Origin of the sequence: Azospirillum brasilense, assembly GCF_001315015.1 — a bacterium.
In the GTDB taxonomy this organism is placed as follows: Bacteria; Pseudomonadota; Alphaproteobacteria; order Azospirillales; family Azospirillaceae; genus Azospirillum; species Azospirillum brasilense.
The window spans coordinates 1823431-1839696 of record NZ_CP012914.1 but is presented as its reverse complement, the minus strand read 5'-3'; the positions used below and the strand labels follow the sequence as shown (position 1 = coordinate 1839696).

The 16266-nt window shown below is 64.9% G+C and carries 17 protein-coding genes; 11 read left to right on the top strand and 6 right to left on the bottom strand.

Annotated elements, in window-relative coordinates; all coding sequences use genetic code 11:
- Positions 1-285 precede the first annotated feature (285 nt).
- The 4 genes from recG to AMK58_RS08490 all read left to right on the top strand — a co-directional run bounded on the left by recG (position 286) and on the right by AMK58_RS08490 (position 5913).
- A complete protein-coding gene (recG, locus tag AMK58_RS08500) occupies positions 286-2367 on the top strand; it encodes an ATP-dependent DNA helicase RecG (RefSeq protein WP_035679045.1) in 2082 nt (693 codons plus the stop codon).
- 405 nt (positions 2368-2772) lie between these two features.
- Positions 2773-3993 carry an IS256 family transposase gene (locus tag AMK58_RS08495; protein ID WP_059398593.1) on the top strand — a complete coding sequence of 407 codons (1221 nt, stop codon included), beginning with the start codon at positions 2773-2775 and terminating at the stop codon, positions 3991-3993.
- 92 nt (positions 3994-4085) lie between these two features.
- On the top strand, positions 4086-4676 hold the full coding sequence (locus AMK58_RS30355) for a calcium-binding protein (protein ID WP_107685990.1): 591 nt from the start codon (positions 4086-4088) through the stop codon (positions 4674-4676).
- Between the two features lie 241 nt (positions 4677-4917).
- Positions 4918-5913, top strand: a complete 996-nt coding sequence (locus tag AMK58_RS08490) for a hypothetical protein (protein ID WP_137165100.1) — start codon at positions 4918-4920, stop codon at positions 5911-5913.
- Positions 5914-5937: 24 nt separating this feature from the next.
- On the opposite strand, the gene AMK58_RS08485 is transcribed toward AMK58_RS08490, so the two are convergent.
- Positions 5938-6663: a DUF502 domain-containing protein gene (locus AMK58_RS08485; protein ID WP_035674483.1), complete on the bottom strand. Its 726-nt coding sequence runs from the start codon at positions 6661-6663 to the stop codon at positions 5938-5940.
- Between the two features lie 166 nt (positions 6664-6829).
- Between AMK58_RS08485 and AMK58_RS08480 the strand changes: the two genes are divergently transcribed.
- Both AMK58_RS08480 and AMK58_RS08475 read left to right on the top strand, forming a co-directional pair.
- On the top strand, positions 6830-7879 hold the full coding sequence (locus AMK58_RS08480; RefSeq protein ID WP_035674486.1) for a type III polyketide synthase: 1050 nt from the start codon (positions 6830-6832) through the stop codon (positions 7877-7879).
- Positions 7880-7890: 11 nt separating this feature from the next.
- Positions 7891-8430, top strand: coding sequence for an isoprenylcysteine carboxyl methyltransferase family protein (locus AMK58_RS08475; RefSeq protein ID WP_035674489.1), 540 nt, complete (start codon positions 7891-7893; stop codon positions 8428-8430).
- On the opposite strand, the gene AMK58_RS08470 is transcribed toward AMK58_RS08475, so the two are convergent.
- On the bottom strand, positions 8402-8815 hold the full coding sequence (locus AMK58_RS08470) for a hypothetical protein (RefSeq protein WP_051140275.1): 414 nt from the start codon (positions 8813-8815) through the stop codon (positions 8402-8404). The genes AMK58_RS08475 and AMK58_RS08470 overlap by 29 nt on opposite strands.
- Positions 8816-8977: 162 nt before the next feature.
- Between AMK58_RS08470 and AMK58_RS08465 the strand changes: the two genes are divergently transcribed.
- Positions 8978-9685 (top strand): Crp/Fnr family transcriptional regulator, encoded by a 708-nt coding sequence (locus AMK58_RS08465; protein ID WP_035674492.1) that lies wholly within the window; start codon positions 8978-8980, stop codon positions 9683-9685.
- Between the two features lie 24 nt (positions 9686-9709).
- Here the strand turns inward: AMK58_RS08465 and AMK58_RS08460 are convergent, their stop codons facing one another.
- Together AMK58_RS08460 and AMK58_RS08455 are read right to left on the bottom strand one after the other, a co-directional pair.
- Positions 9710-10123, bottom strand: a complete 414-nt coding sequence (locus AMK58_RS08460) for a response regulator (RefSeq protein WP_035674494.1) — start codon at positions 10121-10123, stop codon at positions 9710-9712.
- 235 nt (positions 10124-10358) lie between these two features.
- The gene (locus tag AMK58_RS08455; protein ID WP_236778084.1) at positions 10359-11093 is read right to left on the bottom strand and encodes a Crp/Fnr family transcriptional regulator; all 735 of its coding nucleotides are present in this window, start codon (positions 11091-11093) and stop codon (positions 10359-10361) included.
- Positions 11094-11393: 300 nt separating this feature from the next.
- On the opposite strand from AMK58_RS08455, the gene AMK58_RS30350 reads away from it, so the two are divergent.
- Positions 11394-11678, top strand: coding sequence for a hypothetical protein (locus AMK58_RS30350; RefSeq protein WP_137165099.1), 285 nt, complete (start codon positions 11394-11396; stop codon positions 11676-11678).
- Positions 11679-11767: 89 nt separating this feature from the next.
- Here AMK58_RS30350 and AMK58_RS08450 read toward each other — a convergent pair whose 3' ends face one another.
- Positions 11768-14377, bottom strand: coding sequence for a glycosyltransferase (locus AMK58_RS08450; protein ID WP_035674498.1), 2610 nt, complete (start codon positions 14375-14377; stop codon positions 11768-11770).
- A 426-nt stretch (positions 14378-14803) separates the two neighbouring features.
- Here AMK58_RS08450 and AMK58_RS08445 point away from each other — a divergent pair, with 426 nt between their 5' ends.
- The 3 genes from AMK58_RS08445 (at position 14804) to AMK58_RS08440 (ending at position 15697) form a co-directional block, all read left to right on the top strand.
- Positions 14804-15217: an HIT domain-containing protein gene (locus AMK58_RS08445; protein WP_079285193.1), complete on the top strand. Its 414-nt coding sequence runs from the start codon at positions 14804-14806 to the stop codon at positions 15215-15217.
- 121 nt (positions 15218-15338) lie between these two features.
- The gene (locus AMK58_RS29440) at positions 15339-15515 is read left to right on the top strand and encodes a CsbD family protein (protein WP_079285192.1); all 177 of its coding nucleotides are present in this window, start codon (positions 15339-15341) and stop codon (positions 15513-15515) included.
- Positions 15515-15697, top strand: a complete 183-nt coding sequence (locus tag AMK58_RS08440; protein WP_035674501.1) for a hypothetical protein — start codon at positions 15515-15517, stop codon at positions 15695-15697. Before AMK58_RS29440 ends, AMK58_RS08440 begins: the two co-directional genes overlap by 1 nt.
- Positions 15698-15736: 39 nt before the next feature.
- Here the strand turns inward: AMK58_RS08440 and AMK58_RS08435 are convergent, their stop codons facing one another.
- The gene (locus tag AMK58_RS08435) at positions 15737-16210 is read right to left on the bottom strand and encodes an OsmC family protein (RefSeq protein WP_035674505.1); all 474 of its coding nucleotides are present in this window, start codon (positions 16208-16210) and stop codon (positions 15737-15739) included.
- Between the last annotated feature and the right edge of the window lie 56 nt (positions 16211-16266).

Here is a 16266-nt window from a genome sequence, read left to right as displayed (position 1 = left end):
CGTTTGATTACTGGCGAGTCATCCACCGGCGGTTCCCGCCGCCGGCCACACACGATCCGGAATGTTCCCGCATACCCTCGGATCGTTTCTTGCGGCGGTGTGCATCGGGTTTTTGCCTTGGATCGGCGTCCCCCGCCCAGGCTTCCCCCCAAACCCTTGCACACCGCCGTCTTCTTTTCTCCTCACGGGCGTCTTCGGAAACCGCCGCGCTTGACGCGGAGCCCCCTCGGCGGGCTTGAATGGGTGCCACAGGCCCCGTGTCCCCGCTGCCGAGACTCCATTCCCGTGCGTCCCGTCGTTCTCTTCCCCCTGTTCCGCCCGGTGACGGCGCTCCCCGGTCTCGGTCCCCGGCTGGGCAAGCTCGTCGAAAAGCTGGCCGGTCCGCAGGTCGTGGACCTGCTGTGGCACCTACCGTCCGGCGTCATCGACCGCCGCTACGCCCCGAAGATCGCCGAGGCGCCGAACGGGCGGATCGCCACCATGACGGTGCGCATCGATTCGCACGCCGCCCCACACAATTCCCGCCATCCTTACAAGGTGCGCTGCACCGACGAGACGGGCGTGCTGGAGCTGATCTATTTCCATGTGAAGGGCGATTGGCTGGAGCGGCAGATGCCGGTCGGCGCGACGGTGGTGGTGTCGGGCAAGGTCGAGTGGTTCCACGACACGCCGCAGATCACCCATCCGGACGCCGTGGTCCCGCTGGAGTCGAAGGACGAGATCGAGGCGGTGGAGCCGGTCTATCCGATGACGGCCGGGCTTCCGGCCAAGACGCTGCGCAAGGCCGTGCGCGCCATGCTGACCGACGTGCCGGAGCTGCCGGAATGGCAGGACGCCGCGTGGCGGTCGCGCAACGGCTGGCCGACCTGGCACGAGTCGATCCGCCGCGCCCACACCCCGGAGGACGAGGCCGACCTCGCCCCCACCAACCCGATCCGCCGAAGGCTGGCCTATGACGAGCTGCTGTCGAACCAGCTCGCCCTGACGCTGGTCCGCATGCAGCAGCGCCGCCTATCGGGCCGCGTCATCCAAGGCGACGGGCGGCTGCGCGCCAAGGTGGCCGCGGCGCTGCCCTTCTCGCTGACCAAGTCCCAGGCCGGATCGCTGGAGGAAATCTACGAGGACATGGCGGCGGAGCGGCGGATGCTGCGCCTCCTCCAGGGCGACGTCGGCAGCGGCAAGACGGTGGTCGCTCTGATGGCGATGCTGAACGCGGTGGAGGCCGGTCATCAGGCCGCCCTGATGGCGCCGACCGAGATCCTGGCCCGCCAGCACGCCGAAAGCCTCGCCCCGCTGTGCAAGGCGGCGGGGGTGGACCTCGCCTTGCTGACCGGGCGCGACAAGGGCAAGGCGCGGCAGGCGGTGCTGGACCGGCTGGCCTCGGGCGAGCTGCCGCTGCTGGTCGGCACCCACGCGCTGTTCCAGGAGGACGTCGCCTTCAAGGACCTCGCCCTGGCGGTGATCGACGAGCAGCACCGCTTCGGCGTCCACCAGCGGCTCCAGCTCTCCGCCAAGGGGCGGGCGGTGGACGTGCTGGTGATGACGGCGACGCCGATCCCGCGCACGCTGACCCTGACCGCCTACGGCGACATGGACGTGTCGCGCCTGACCGAGAAGCCGGCGGGGCGCAAGCCGATCCAGACCGTGACCGTCGCGCTCGACCGTCTGGAGGAGGTGGTGCACGGCATCCACCGCAAGGTCCAGGAGGGCGCGCGGGTCTACTGGGTCTGCCCGCTGGTCGACGAATCGGAACAGACCGACCTCGCCGCCGCGACGGAGCGCCACGCCTTCCTGCGCGCCACCTTCGGCGACCGGGTGGGGCTGGTCCATGGCAAGATGCGCGGGCCGGACAAGGACGCGGTGATGGCCGCCTTCCAGGCCGGGACCCTGGACGTGCTGGTCGCCACGACGGTCATCGAGGTCGGCGTGAACGTGCCCGAGGCCACCGTCATGGTGATCGAGCACGCCGAGCGCTTCGGCCTTGCCCAGCTTCACCAGCTCCGCGGCCGGGTGGGGCGTGGCGAGAAGCCGTCGTCCTGCCTGCTGATGTTCGACCCGCAACTGACGGAGACGGCGCGCGCCCGCCTGAAGACGATGCGCGACACCGAGGACGGCTTCGTCATCGCGGAGGAGGACTTGCGGCTGCGTGGCGCGGGCGAGGTGCTGGGCACCCGTCAGTCGGGGTTGCCCGAGTTCCGCATGGCCGATCTGGCGGTGCACGGCGACCTGCTGGCCGCCGCCCGCGACGACGCGAAGCTGATCGTGGACCGTGATCCCGATCTGGCCGGCGAGCGCGGTCAGTCGCTGCGGACTCTGTTGTACCTGTTCGAACGGGACGCAGCGGCGAAGACGTTGCGGTCGGGGTAGGAGCGCAGATCAAGACCCCGTTTTCATGGGCGTAAACCATTGATTTTTCTCGGTCCGATCAAAAACTTGATCGGCGCCTCAAGTCTGTTCTCCAGCAAGCTTCTCAAGCCTGACGTGCGCGCGCTTTTTCGCGCGAGCCTGCCCGTTGCCGGGTCCCAAAAGAGTGCCTCTCTTTCAATGCCTCACCGCTGCCAAGTCGGCAGGAGAAATGCTCGTCTACACTCCTTCAACAAAAGGCGATGCATACGTGAATATTCAAATAATTTGTGTCTGTGTCTAATGATTAGATAACTAATGGTTTGTGCACTTTTGTGTTTTCCCCTTGAAAATTGTCTCCCTGTCGGCTAAGGGACTGTCTGAAATTTCGTGTACGGGCCATAACTTCGGGACCGAAGGAGGCCCCGCATGGCACGACGCAAACACCCCAGCATTCCGGATGCGCTGCTTGACCAATTGCTCGCCGGCGCCGATCCGAAGAGTGCCTTCGCCAAGGATGGCCTGCTCGATGAGCTGAAGAAGGCGCTCGCCGAGCGGGCGCTGAACGCCGAGATCGACCATCACCTGGAGAGCGGTGAGCCGGACGGGCGGTCCAACAGCCGCAACGGCTATGGGCGCAAGACGGTGCTCACTGACACCGGCAAGATCGCCCTGGAGGTGCCGCGCGACCGGCTCGGCACCTTCGACCCGCAGCTCATCGCCAAGTACCAGCGCCGCTTCCCGGGCTTCGACGAGAAGATCATCTCCATGTACGCCCGCGGCATGAGCGTGCGGGAGATCCAGGGACATCTGCGCGAGTTGTACGGCATCGAGGTCTCGCCCGACCTGGTCAGCGCCGTCACCGACGCCGTGCTGGAGGAGGTAGCGGCCTGGCAGGAGCGCCCGCTGGAGCCGCTTTACCCGCTGGTCTTCTTCGACGCGCTGCGGGTCAAGGTGCGCGACGAGGGCACGGTGCGCAACAAGGCGGTCCATGTCGCGCTCGGCGTGCGGCCCGACGGCACCAAGGAGGTGCTGGGGCTGTGGATCGAGCAGACCGAGGGCGCCAAGTTCTGGCTGCGCGTCATGAGCGAGCTGAAGAACCGCGGGGTGGAGGACGTGCTGATCGCCATCGTCGATGGCCTGAAGGGCTTTCCCGAGGCGATCACCGCGGTGTTTCCGCAGGCCCAGGTGCAAACCTGCATCGTCCACCTCATTCGCGGGTCGCTGGAGTTCGTGTCCTGGAAGGACCGCCGGGCGGTCGCGGCGGCGCTGAAGGAGGTTTACCGGGCCACCGACGCGGCCGCTGGGGAACGAGCCCTGGAGGCGTTTGCTGCCGGCCCCTGGGGCACCAAGTATCCGGCGATCGCCCTGGCTTGGCGGCGCAACTGGGTGGCGGTGATCCCCTTCTTCGCGTTCCCTGACGACGTCCGCCGGATCGTCTACACCACGAATGCCATTGAGGCGCTGAACGCGAAGCTGCGCCGGGCGGTGCGCACCCGCGGCCACTTCCCGACCGACGACAGCGCGCTGAAGCTGCTGTTCCTGGTCTTGAACCAAGTCACCAAAGACTGGAAGATGCCACCACGCGAGTGGGGCATGGCGAAAGCCCAGCTCGCCATCCTGTTCGAGGACCGGTTCTCGCTCACCTGATCACAACCGGCCCGTACACGGAATTCCTGACAGTCCCTCGGCTAATGATGAATCCTCATCAATGGAACCATTAATAGAATAAGGAGTTCGTCATGGCTGTGATTATTGGAACGGCGGGCGCGGATTATCTGCCTGGAACCGCCGGGGACGATAGTATTGTTGGCCTTCAAGGAAACGACGAAATATACGGCGGCGGCGGAGATGACTGGATCTACGCCGATGATGGAAACGATTACGCTGACGGCGGCTGGGGACGGGATCGTGTTTACGGGAACAACGGCAACGATACGCTCCTCGGCGGAGGAACAGCGTCCGGATTGAGCAATGCCGATACGCTATACGGCGGATCTGGCAATGATTTGTACTATCACGACTTTTCTCTTGGCGGAATTACCGTTATTGATGATCTCTCAGGGAATGAGTTCAATAATTCTGACTTTCTTTACATGGTGAATGCCACATCGCTCACGGTGACTTGGGGCGATGATCGATCCACATTTTACATTTACCAGAGCGGCGAGCTTAACGATGGCAGCTTCGACAATGGGATCATGATTCGCGGAATGCTGACGAATCTCGGAAACGATGGTGTTGGTACCATTGAGGGAGCCGCAGTCAACGGATCGCTCGTCAGCGGTTGGGGCGCTCTCGCGCACTCGTCATGGAACAGCCTGTTCACCTGAGTAATTCTTGGAAGAGAGTAATTAAACATTAACAATATTGATCAACGCTTGTACACAGGACGCGTGAGAAATTCAAAGCGCCTTGTCTGCTGGGCGTTGATCAATGTTTGATATTAGCATAATGAGTCCTGAATTTATTAACGCATATGTATGTTGTTTTGCGTATGAATGGTGTATTCTTGATCCTTTTTGTTTATAATTAGCGCAATGTCCCTTTTCCTAACTGGCGAGGAATCCGGCGATGAGCATTTCCGATGTCTCCTCACAACTGGGCGGATCAATCCAACGCACATCGTCTTCCGTTCCGTCTCCGTCCGCTTCGTCGGCGTCAGGAGGCGGAACAGCGCGGGCGATCGGTGGGACCACCGGAGGGATTGCGGACAGTGTGTCGTTGAGCCCTCTGGCCTCTTCTCTGCGCGATGAGTCTTTGACCGCGTTCAATGCGCTGTCTGCTGAAACACGGACGCAGTTGTCGTCGTTGGTCGACAGCGGCAAGCTGACCGGCGAAGACGTCCATAATGCGCTCAAACAGCGGCTTAAAGAGTCCCGTCTCACGGCGTACTCGGCGACGTTTCGCATGGCTCACAATGATAATGCGGGGCTTTTCTCCAGCGACGACACCACGTCGGATGATTTCAGAAAGGCTCTCAGCGCGACCAGCGCAAAGCGAGAGGAGCTTATGGGAAAGCTGTCCCTGCTGGATCAGCGTGGTCAGGGAGCGTCGGAGCAGTATGGGGAGATATCGACCTCACTGATGGCGCAGGGCACCAACCCGGCGCTGTTGCTTGCTCAATCCGGTAACCAGCGTATGATTCTGGATCCCTTCCAGGGCTTCAGCATCACGCAGCCCGCCGATTCGCGGATGGCGTACACACGAAAGGAAGCCGATGCGGCTTATAAGTTGAAGGATGCCGGGGTTGACCTGTCGTCCATCGACAAGGCCCTTCGCTCCCTCGGAGAGCGTGATGCGGCTTCTCTGATTGCCGAGCGGACGGGGCAGCCATCCACCCATACGGTTGCGCAGGACCGTGAATTCACGTCGGACGATTCGTTGTTTCCTTCGATCTCCCTTCCCACATCGCAAGCCAGGACGGACGCTCCGGCGATGGGCCAGCGGGTTCAATTGCGCGAAGAGGTCATGGCGGCGTGGGAAGCGATGCAGAAGGGCGGAGTTGGTGCCTTCGAAGACGCGAAATCCGCTCAGCAATACCGTGAAGGCATCCGTGTGAGCTACTGAGCGGGTTGAGGGCGCTGGTGACCGTCAGGCGCTTTTGCGCTCCCGATCCAGCTTGTGAAGCTGCGGTGGAGGCTTGCGGTCGGGCGGGGTGACGATGCCGCCGGACATCACCAGCTTCAGCCCGTCCTCCACCGTCATGTCCAGAACGGTCACCTCGCGCCGCGGCAGGATCGCCAGATAGCCGGCGGTCGGCGGGGCGCAGGGGATGAAGACGTGCACCATCTCCTCCTCGGAGATCTTCTGGATCTCCGGATGGGCGCCGCCGGTGATGAAGCCCAGCGACCACATGCCGTGGCGCGGGAACTCCACCAGCACCACCTCGCGGAAGGCCTTGGACTTCTTGGCAAGCACCGTCTCGACGATCTGCTTCACCGCCCCGTAGACGGAGCGGACGACCGGCATGCGCTCCACCACGCCCTCGCCGATGCGCACCACCAGCCGCCCGACATAGCCGGCGGCAAAGGCGCCGATCAGGGTCAGCACGATGATCAGCGTCAGCACCCCGATGCCGGGAATTGAGAAGGGTAGGTAATTCTCGGGATTGTAGGCGGAGGGAATCAGCGGTCGCGCATGCCCGTCGATGAAGGCCAGCAGCCACCAGCCGAGATAGACCGTGACCGCGATCGGTGCCGTCACCAGAACACCCGCCAGGAAATAGGCGCGCAGCCGCCCCATCAGCCCGATGCCGGCGGGCCGGTGGGACGTGCTCTCGTCCGCCGCGCTCTGGCTGTCCTGCTCGTTCCGATCCACCGCCCCACCCCCGAAAATCCAATGCCCGCTATAGTGATACAGGACGTGGCTTCCGCTCAATCCACATCGACATATCGGAGGGCGGGAAAGCGTCGCGGGGGAGAAAGCGAAGGAACTCCCTCCGGAGGGCTGGTCCGCCACCCCCGCGCGCATCACATCGCTGAGGATGAACCATACCCCCCGCATCCTCTCGCTCGCCACGGCCCTGCCGCCCCATCGTCTTGGCCAGGACGAGGCGCTCGGCGTCGCGCGGGCCGTCTTCGGGCCGCGGATGCGCGACTTCGAACGGCTGGTGCCGGTCTTCGCCAACACCGGCATCGAGACTCGCCACGCCGTCATGCCCATCGACTGGTATATGGAGCCGCGCGGTTGGCCGGAGCGCACCGCCGCCTTCCGGGAGGGCGCCCTGGCCTTGCTGGAAGAGGCGGCTGGGCAGGCCCTGGCCCGTGCCGACCTGAGGCCGCAGGATGTGGACGCCATCGTCTGCGCCTCGACCACCGGCATCGCCACGCCCAGCCTGGAGGCCCTTCTGCTGGAGCGCATGGGCTTCCGCCCCGACACGGTGCGGCTGCCGCTGTTCGGGCTGGGCTGCGCCGGCGGCGTGCTGGGGCTGACCCGCGCCGGGCAGATCGCCCAGGCGATGGCGGGGCGGACGGTGCTGTTCCTGGTGGTGGAACTGTGCACGCTGGCCTTCCGCTCGGCCGAGGCGACTCCGACCAACGTCGTCGCCAGCGCCCTGTTCGCAGACGGCGCCGCCGCGTTGGTGCTGCGCGCCGATGATGACGGAGAAGGACCGCGCCTCGTCGATGGAGCGGAGCACACCTGGCCCGGAACCCAGGACGTGATGGGCTGGCGGGTCGAGGATGACGGGCTCGGCGTGATCTTCAGCCAGAGCATCCCCACCCTGATCCGCAGCCGTTTGGAGCCGGTGCTCGACGGCTTCCTGGAGCGGCGGCGGCTGGCCCGCGGCGACCTCGCCGGGCTGATCGTGCATCCTGGCGGCGCCAAGGTTCTGCACGCGCTGGAGGAGGTCTGCGCTCCGGTGACCGCCGGGCTGGACGACGCCTGGGCGGTGCTGCGCCGTTGCGGCAACATGTCGGCGGCCAGCGTGCTGTTCGTGCTGGAGCGCCGCATCGAGTCCGGTGCCCGCGGCCCCCATCTGATGAGCGCGCTCGGCCCCGGCTTCACCGCCGCGTTGGCCCAGATCGATCTTTAGGAGCACGGGGAATGGAGACGCTGCCGCTGGGCTGGCCCCACGTCATCCTGCTGCTGGTCGCGGCCCAGCGTCTGGGCGAACTCGTCGTCGCCCAACGCAACACGCGCCGTCTGCTGGCCGAGGGCGCGCAGGAGGTCGGGGCCGCCCATTACCCGCTGTTCGTCGGGCTTCACGCCGGCTGGCTGGCGCTGCTGTTCGCCGTCGTGCCGGCGGACGCGCCGATCAACGGCTGGCTGCTCGCCCTGTTCGTGCTGCTGCAGGCCGGGCGGGTCTGGGTGATCGCCACGCTGGGGCGGTTCTGGACCACCCGCATCGTCACCTTGCCCGGCGCCCCGCTGGTGCGGCGCGGGCCGTTCCGTTGGGTCCGCCACCCCAACTATCTGGTCGTGGCGGGCGAACTGGCCGTGCTGCCCCTGGTCTTCGGGGCGTGGTGGATCGCGGCGCTGGCCACGCTGCTGAACGTGCCGTTGACCCTGCACCGCATCCGTGTCGAGGACGGCGCGCTGTCCGGACGCCGCGCGCTCAGGTCAGCAGGAAGCACAGCATCGTGACGCAGCCGGCGATGGCCGCCCCGTCGAGGTGGTTCGGAAAGGCATGCCAGAAGGATTCGCGGGACTCGGGCTCCTCGCGGTCCATCTCGTCCAGCCACAGGCCGGCGGGCAGGCCGCCGTTGGCGCGTTCCGCCAGGGCACCGGACAGATGGGCCATCGACACCGCCAGATAGCAGAACTTCACGAAGTTCAGGACGAAGGTCATCGGCCCGCCGGCCTCGGCGATGGGATCGGTCACGCCGCCCATCGCCGCTACGGCGGTCGCCATGGCGATGGCCGCGGCGAAGGGGATGGCGACGACCGACAGCAGGCGCTGCGAATCCACGCGGCCGGCATAGGGGATCAGGCTGCGGGGAACGGGGCCGGAGGGCAGTTGGAACGACATGGCTCTCTCAATTCCGGTGGGCGCGTCCCGTCCGTTCTGCCGCTTTCAGGGTTAACGGGACGTTAGCGGCACCCGTTGGAGGGAGGCGGTTCCACCTTTGCGCAGGTCCGGCTATGCTCCGCGTTGCGCTTGAGGGCGGTTGTCAGAAAAGGATGCGACCCCGTGCCTGCCGACGCTGGACCTTCCCGGCTGGATGGAATCACGCTGCTGAGCCCGCTGTCCGCGGAGGAGCGCGCCGCCGTGGCGCGCCAGTGCCGCTGGCGCCGCTTCCACGCGAACGAGCAGATCATCGACCATCAGGGAGAATCGCGGGATGTGGCGCTGGTGGTCGATGGCCGCGTGCGGGTGCTGAGCCATTCCCCGACAGGCCGCGAAATCAGCTTCGATGACATCGAGGCCGGCGGTTTCCTGGGCGAGATGGCAGCCATCGACGGACTTCCCCGTTCGGCCTCCGCGGTGGCGCTGGAGGAGGGGACTCTGATCGCCTTTCTGGCGCCCCGACCCTTTCAGGATCTGGTGTCTGGTCATCCGGACCTTGCCATGGCGGTGATGAGGCGGCTGTGCCGGGTCGTACGCATCGCCACCGACCGGGTGATGGAACTGTCCACGCTGGGCGCCAACAACCGTGTCCACGCCGAATTGCTGCGGCTTGCCAAGCGAGGACGGATGGAAGGGGGGACGGCTGTGATCGCTCCGATCCCCGTGCACGCCGACATCGCCAGCCGGGTCAGCACCGCCCGGGAAACGGTCTCCCGCGTGCTGAACGATCTCGCACGCGATGGGCTGGTGGAGCGGCGGGCCGACGCGCTGGTCGTCCGCGACCTGTGCCGGTTGGAAGCGTTGGTGGAGGACGTCCGGGCCGGCGTCTGATGGTGCTGGACGCGGAAACGGGGATCAGCCCGCCCGCCCCAGGACGGTCAGGATCAGGGCGCGAAGCGATTCAGGATCGTAGGGCTTGGGAAGGAAATGCCAGCCCGCGGCACGAATGTCCGCCTGGGTGCCCGCGGACTCGTCGCCGGTGGTGATGATGACGGGGAGGGCGGAGCCGATTTCCGCCAGCACCGCCCTTATCGATTCCGGCGCTTTGCCGTGCCGTCCCAGATGATAGTCGGAGACCAGGATGTCGGGGAGGGCCCCGCCGTTCAGCGCATCCAGAAGAGCGGTAGGAGTCGGGGCGCTGACCAGCAGCATTCCCCAATCCTCGAACAGGGTTTCCATGCACAGGCACAACACCATGTCGTCCTCGAGAAGGGCGACGGTCAACGTGCCGGAGCTTGCGGATCGGCCAGCGAGGAGGGCGTCGGTCATGCGTTATCCAATGAACAGCGGTGGACCAGTGAACAGCAGGACGGCGAAGCCGGTCGCCCGATGCCCTCCGTCCGGCCTGTCTTGAGAAGCCGTCCCGGGATGGCGGCTGTCCGCTCGGTGGTCGATCTGCTCAATTATCCGAGCAGGTAATTTAGATTCTATATCGAGCCTCTCGCCGGTGCATTGTCATAGGTTAATCGGAAGGAGGGATATCGAAGGGGATGGGAGACTGTAATCAGTCGCCCGCGCGCTTGCGGTCGGCCTTGGCGTCCAGCGCATGCTCCAGCTGCTTCGGTGCCTGGATCAGGTGCAGGTACAGCTCATCGAATTGCCCGACGGAAGAGAGTTGCTTCACGTCGTGGACGGTGATCTGTTGGCCCGCCAGATCGATCAGTCCGATGTCGCGCAGACGGCGGAGCGTCCGGTTGATGTGAACGATGCTGAGGCCCAGCGCGTCGGCCAGGATTTCCTGGGTGACCGGCAGGGTGAAGCGCCCCTCCTCGACCAGCCCGACGATGCTCAACCGCCGCAGCAGCTCGACGATCAGGTGGGCGGTGCGCTCCAACGCGGTGCGGCGTCCGACGCTGAGCAGACGTTCGGCAATGATCGCCTCTTCCTTGGCACCCGACCAAGCGAGAGCGGCGGCCAGACGGGGGAAGAGCTTGAACAGTTCGATGATTCGTTCCGGCTGGAAGTTGGCGACTTCGGCTGGAGTCAGGGTGGTGACGCCATGGTCCGCCGTCTCGAACAGGTTGCAGTAAAAACCGATGATGTCCCCGGGCAGGACAAAATTGACGACCTGCCGCCGCCCGTCGGGAAGCGCCTTGTGACGGATTGCCCAGCCTTTGCGCATCACGCGCACGCAACCGTAGCGTTCGCCCTGCTGAAGAAGATCGGATCGCGAACCGTGCCGGGTAACATTGCGCTCTAACTCGTTGAGGAAACTCTTCTCCTCATCTGTCAGGCTCATGTAACTCGTTATCTTGCGCCCCAGTGGAGATGACGGTATGTTGGCCTGGGCGCGGGTCATTTCTGTTCCAGCCTTTGATCGTCCAATTGTTATGGCCCCGAAGCGAGTGCCACTGCCAGCCCAATTCCGGGCGGCCTCGAACGATTAAGCCAAACGATAAAACCATCTATAACATAGGTTAATGGGGATCAGATTTTCTCGACCGGACAGGTGAGGGATCATATACAAAACTGTTGGTGGCATTGGCCGTATGGGGTTTTGGACGGCCGTCAGTGGTAACAGATCAGTGCGGGGGGCGGCATGGCGGCGGAGCGGGATGCGGCGGGACTGGCTGCCCTCTCGATTTGTGAATCCCTTATGCTCGCATTGGTGGAACGCGGCGTTTTACGGCTCGAAGAGGCGCATGCTGCGCTCGAAGACGCCGCCGCCGCCCATCAAAATCGCGACCCAAATGGCGAAGACCCGAATCTGCACCGCCTGGCGCTGCAAATCGTCGAACGCCTGATGATCCAGGTGAACGCCGCCCATCCCGCGTCGGCTCATGTCGGGGTCGGGCAGATGGTGGACGGCGGTTCCCGGGACTGAAAGGACGGACGCAACATCGAAAGGCCGACATGAAGAGAGCCCCGCCGGGGTGGTGGGGCTCTCTTCATGTCGCGCTCCGATGGGGGCGGTCAGTCCGCCCCGGCCTTGGCGGCTTCCGTGGGCTCCGGCCGCTGCTTGCCCAGCCCGATGTTCGGGAAGGCGTTGATCAGCGCGGTGATGAAGGCCGACAAGTAGGGCAGGGACTGCACGACCAGCAGGCCCGACCACATGAAGGCGTCGCGGTTCTCGTGGCCGAACACCAGCACGATGGCCAGGGCGGCGCCCCATAGGCCCATCAGCAGCGCGATCTCCTCCCGTGCCATCAGGAAGGCCTGCATCAGCGCCGGCTGGTTTTCGCACTTTGGGGTGCGGACGAAGGGGCGCCCGGAGGTGAACATGCCGAGCCACATGGCGCGGCCCACCGTGTGGGTCAGCGCCATGCCGGCGATGGCCGCGCCCACCTTGTCCCAGAAGCCGCACTTCACCCGCGCCTCGTACAGCCAGAGCGAGGCGCCGACCTTGAAGGCGAAGACGCTGAGCGTCGGAATCATGAAGACGCTGGGCGGGAACTCGAAATACTTAGGGAAGGCCAGCAGGCCGAGCGACCAGATGATGCCGGCGATGCCGAAGATCATGTGGGCGGCATCGGCGAACCAGGGCAGCCAGCCGGTGATGAAGTGGTACTTCTGGCCGGCGGTCAGGCGCGGGCCGCCCGGCAGCAGGTCGCGCCAGTGGTGCTTGAGGATCTGAACGGCGCCGTAGGCCCAGCGGAAGCGCTGCGTCTTGTAGGCGGAGAAGCTGTCGGGGACGAGGCCCTTGCCGTAGCTCTCCGGCATATAGACGGCCTCGTATTTGTGTTCGAACAGGCGCAGGCCGAGGTCGGCGTCCTCGGTGATGCACCACTCGCCCCAGCGGCCGACCTCCTCCAGCGCCGACTTGCGGATGATGGTCATGGTGCCGTGCTGGATGATCGCGTTGCGCTCGTTGCGCTGGATCATGCCGATGTGGAAGAAGCCGGCGTATTCCCAGTTGATCATCCGCTGGAACAGATCGTGGCTCCAGTCCCGGTAGTCCTGAGGGGACTGCACGAAGCCAACCTCCGGCCGATTGAAGTGGGGAATGGTCGCCTTCAGCCAGTCGGGATGGACCTGATAGTCGCTGTCGATGACGGCGATGTGCTGGGCGTCCGGCGCCGTCTGGGCGAGGCCGAAGTTCAGCGCACCAGCCTTGAAGCCCGGCCAGTTGTCCAGGTGGAAGAAGCGGAACTTCGGCCCCAGCTTGCGGCAGTACTCCTCGACCGGGCGCCACACCGCCGGGTCCTTGGTGTTGTTGTCGAGCAGCAGGACCTCGTAGTTCGGGTAGTCCAGCCGGGCCAGCGCGTCCAGAGTCTCCATGACCATGTGCGGCGGCTCGTTGTAGCAGGGCACATGGATGGACACCTTCGGCGCGTTGGGCAGGGGCGCGGCCGAGCAGGGCTGGAACTTGCGCTTGAAGCGGTCCTGCCAGACGACCTCGGTCAGCTCCAGCCCGTCAATCAGCATGACGGCGAGCAGGACGAGCTGGCAGAAGACCAGGATGCCCCAGGCGATTTCGGTGGTGGTGGCGAGGCCGGCGACGCTGGCCGCGGTGAAGGTGAAGACCAGCACCGACGACACGCCCTGGATCATCGCGCCGTAGAAGATCTGCCCGCCGAACTTCAGGTCGCCGCCGCGGCGCCACAGGAAGAAGACGAGCGGCAGGAAGCCCACCGCGATCGAGATGCCGCAGAGCAGCGGCCAGTTCCGCAGCTCCGTCACCTCGCCGATCATCGGGAATTTCGGCTTGCGCCACGCGTCCCACAGGCCCCAGCTGGTGCCGGCGGTGCCTTCGATCTCCCGCTTCCAGGGCTGGTCGAAGGCCTCCATGATGAAATAGTCGAGCTTGTTCTGCGCCGCGACGTTCAGGAAGGTGCGGATGAACTTGGCCTGGTTGACCTGGCTTGCCTCGGCGCCGCGACGCCACGGGCCGTCCGCCGGCCAGCCGATTTCCGAGATCAGGATGTGCTTGTTCGGGAACTTGGTCTTCAGCTCGTTGTAGCGGAACATGGCGTAATCGACCGACTGGTCGGCGGGCACGCCTTCCCAGTAGGGCAGCAGGTGGACGGCCAGGAAGTCCACCGCGTCGGCCAGTTCGGGATGCTCCAGCCAGACGTGCCACGGCTCCGCGGTGGAGACCGGGACGTTGACCTTCTTCTTCACACGCTTGATGTATTCGATGGCCTGCGGAACGGTGACGTCGGCGCGCAGGATCGCCTCGTTGCCGACCAGGACGCGGCGGACGTTGTTGTTGTCGCGCGCCAGCTTGATCAGGCCGTTGATCTCCGGCTCGTCGATCTCCGGCTTGCCGGCGATCCAGGCGCCCGCGGTGATCGGAATCCCGTACTTGCGGGCGATGGGCGCCGTCTGCTCCGACCCGTCGGTGGTGGAGTAGATGCGCACGCCCTTGACCGACCCCTCCAGGGCCTTCATGTCCTTCTCGATGTCCTCCGCGGAGGCCTTGTCGCCCTTGGACGGGCTCTTGTCCGGGTGGAAGGGCGTGTAGCCGACGCCGCTGATGGCGCCGCCCCAGGACCGTTCGGCGACCGGGCGGTTCCACAGCGCCCAGACTCCGATGTTGCCCAGGATCACGAGAAGAAGAGCCGCGATCGTCGACTTGCGCATGACCGTCTTTCTTTGTCCCAAACGTCTGCCGGCCGTCCTGGCTCTGTCCGCCCCGGCCGGGCATCTTTCAATTCAGCGAAGGGGTTCAACCGGATCGGCGCGCAGGGGGACTCGCCGCCCCGACACCGTCTTCGGACCGAACACCCGTACCCACCACCCTGGTTGCAGGACACGCCTCAATCCGCCGCGCGATCCGTATAAGCCGGAAGACCGAACGCCACCGACCGGAACATCACCGGACCGAATAAAGATCGTGCGGCAGTTTATACATTTTTCCCAGTCCCGCAACCAGTCCCACTCCGACGCGCCGTCAGCCAGCCCCGCGGTGGCGGTAATCCCCACTGGACGAACGCACCAGATGGGCGTTTTCATCCCCCGAGTGCTCTAACAGAATCCTTGCGAGCCGAAGGGAAGACACGGGACCCCATGATGATGTTCCATCTGCACGACCGTTTGCAGGCTGACACCGCCCCGATCGCCGAATGGCCGCTGTGCCGCGTTCTGCTGATGGACAATCGGGTGTGGCCGTGGCTGATCCTGGTTCCCGCCCGGCATGGCCTGACGGAGATCCACCAACTGCCCCGAGAGGACCAGCACCGGCTGGTGGACGAGATCGCCCTGGCCTCGCGCACGCTGGAAACCCTGTTTGCCCCGGACAAGATCAACGTCGGGGCCCTGGGCAATCTGGTTCCGCAGCTTCATATCCACGTCATCGCCCGCTCCAGGACGGACCCGGCGTGGCCCGGGCCGGTGTGGGGTTCGGGCTTCGCGGAGCGCCACAGCCCGGAGGAGCGAAACACCCTGATCCGAAAGATCGAGGAGGGGTTGCGCCAAAAGTGAGGTCCGACAGCGCCGAACGCGACGGATCCCTCTCCCTTTGCGAACAAGCGAAGGCGTGACGTTTCTCCTGCGGCCCTGTTTACGGTCGCTGAAACGTTCACCGATCAAAGGAGAGGGCACCATGAACACCGACCGCATCACCGGTGCCGGTAAGGAACTGAAGGGCGAAGTCAAGAAGCAGACCGGCGACCTGACCGGCAATCAGGAGCTGAAGGACGAAGGCCGCGCCGACAAGGCCGAGGGCAAGATGGACAAGGTCGTCGGCAAGGTGAAGGACATCCTGCGCGGCGACAAGTGATGGGCACGGAAGAGCGGGGGCATCGCAAGGACGATGCCCCGTCCGACGCCGCCCAGCGGATCGAGGACAAGCTCATCGAGGAAACCGGGCAGGCCTCGGGCAACCCGGACAAGCCCGTCCAGGAGAAGTTCGATGAGTTGGGCGAGAAGCCCGACATCAAGAAGAAAAGCTTGAGGGACTAGGAATCGCCCCCTTCCATCCGGAAGGGGGTTTTTTCTTTGTCATCCAACGGTGATCCGCGCCTCGACCCGCACCGGGAAATTCACCGAATTGGCGATGAAGCACTTCTCGTGGGCCTCGTGGTGCAGGCCCATGGCTTTGGTGGAATCACTGCCGGGGGCGAGGGTGACCTGGGGGCGCAGGACGACGTCGGTGAAGCGTCCACCGCCGTGGGACTCCTCGGCCATCGTTCCGCCGGCATCGTCCGTATAGGCGGTCACGCTGACGCCGTTCACGGCGCACAGATGCAGGTACCACAGCATGTGGCAGGCCGAGAGCGAGGCCACGAGCATGTCCTCGGGATTGTAGCGCGTGGGATCACCGCGGAAGGCCGGGTCGGACGAGCCGGGGATCGGCGGCTTGCCGGGCGCGGTGATCTCGAGATCACGGCTGTACGCCTTGTAGCCCGAGGTTCCGGTTCCCTGGTTGCCGGTCCAGGTCACCGTTGTGCCGTATTGGTGTTCGCGCCCTGACATTGGTCCCTCCGGATGTGTTTCCGAGAGGGTAATCGCTAACAATGTTGCTGAAAAGA

Excerpts from the sequence above, each read along its gene's own strand:
- AMK58_RS29440 (WP_079285192.1), top strand. The coding sequence starts at position 15,339 with ATGAACACCGACCGCATCACCGGTGCCGGTAAGGAACTGAAGGGCGAA.
- AMK58_RS08435 (WP_035674505.1), bottom strand. The coding sequence starts at position 16,210 with ATGTCAGGGCGCGAACACCAATACGGCACAACGGTGACCTGGACCGGC.
- AMK58_RS30350 (WP_137165099.1), top strand. The coding sequence starts at position 11,394 with ATGGCGGCGGAGCGGGATGCGGCGGGACTGGCTGCCCTCTCGATTTGT.
- AMK58_RS08450 (WP_035674498.1), bottom strand. The coding sequence starts at position 14,377 with ATGCGCAAGTCGACGATCGCGGCTCTTCTTCTCGTGATCCTGGGCAAC.
- AMK58_RS08455 (WP_236778084.1), bottom strand. The coding sequence starts at position 11,093 with ATGAGCCTGACAGATGAGGAGAAGAGTTTCCTCAACGAGTTAGAGCGC.
- AMK58_RS08470 (WP_051140275.1), bottom strand. The coding sequence starts at position 8,815 with ATGTCGTTCCAACTGCCCTCCGGCCCCGTTCCCCGCAGCCTGATCCCC.
- AMK58_RS08440 (WP_035674501.1), top strand. The coding sequence starts at position 15,515 with ATGGGCACGGAAGAGCGGGGGCATCGCAAGGACGATGCCCCGTCCGAC.
- AMK58_RS08475 (WP_035674489.1), top strand. The coding sequence starts at position 7,891 with ATGGAGACGCTGCCGCTGGGCTGGCCCCACGTCATCCTGCTGCTGGTC.
- AMK58_RS08460 (WP_035674494.1), bottom strand. The coding sequence starts at position 10,123 with ATGACCGACGCCCTCCTCGCTGGCCGATCCGCAAGCTCCGGCACGTTG.
- AMK58_RS08480 (WP_035674486.1), top strand. The coding sequence starts at position 6,830 with ATGAACCATACCCCCCGCATCCTCTCGCTCGCCACGGCCCTGCCGCCC.
- AMK58_RS30355 (WP_107685990.1), top strand. The coding sequence starts at position 4,086 with ATGGCTGTGATTATTGGAACGGCGGGCGCGGATTATCTGCCTGGAACC.
- AMK58_RS08445 (WP_079285193.1), top strand. The coding sequence starts at position 14,804 with ATGATGATGTTCCATCTGCACGACCGTTTGCAGGCTGACACCGCCCCG.
- AMK58_RS08490 (WP_137165100.1), top strand. The coding sequence starts at position 4,918 with ATGAGCATTTCCGATGTCTCCTCACAACTGGGCGGATCAATCCAACGC.
- AMK58_RS08495 (WP_059398593.1), top strand. The coding sequence starts at position 2,773 with ATGGCACGACGCAAACACCCCAGCATTCCGGATGCGCTGCTTGACCAA.